The organism is Streptomyces poriferorum, from assembly GCF_019399235.1.
Lineage (GTDB): Bacteria > Actinomycetota > Actinomycetes > Streptomycetales > Streptomycetaceae > Streptomyces > Streptomyces poriferorum.
This window is the reverse complement of sequence record NZ_JAELVH010000658.1, coordinates 1-403: the sequence shown is the minus strand read 5'-3', so window position 1 is coordinate 403 and position 403 is coordinate 1. Positions and strand designations below refer to the sequence as shown.

Annotated in this window: 1 pseudogene; it reads left to right on the top strand. The window is 70.5% G+C overall.

Features of this window, described 5'->3' with window-relative positions:
- Positions 1–303: pseudogene (locus JGS39_RS40290) on the top strand (hypothetical protein); the annotation flags it as partial.
- Positions 304–403: the final 100 nt, after the last annotated feature.

Here is a 403-nt window from a genome sequence, read left to right as displayed (position 1 = left end):
CGGGCGGCCGGGACGGGCGCCCCTGGGCACGGCGACGGTGCCGCGGACACGATGATGCTGGGCATTCATGCTTACAAGCACTCCGTGTTTCCGCTGTCCGGCCCTGGCGCCGTGGACCCTGCGGAGTGCATCGCGCGCCGCGAGGAGGCCTACCGGCTCACGGCCGCCGAGGGGATTCCCCACCACATCCGTGAGGCCGCGGCCGCCACTCTGGAAGCAATCGACGGCGGCTGTGAACGTGCCGCCCTGTCCGCCGTCGAAGACCTCAGGGGAGCCATCCGGAAGCGGCACTGCGACCTGTAGGCACCTCCGGAAAGGGGCTGCCGCGGCGGCAGCACCACCCAAGCCCGTTGCCCGAGCCGAAGTTGAAAGCGATCTGGCCGGCTACGACGCACACAAGGTC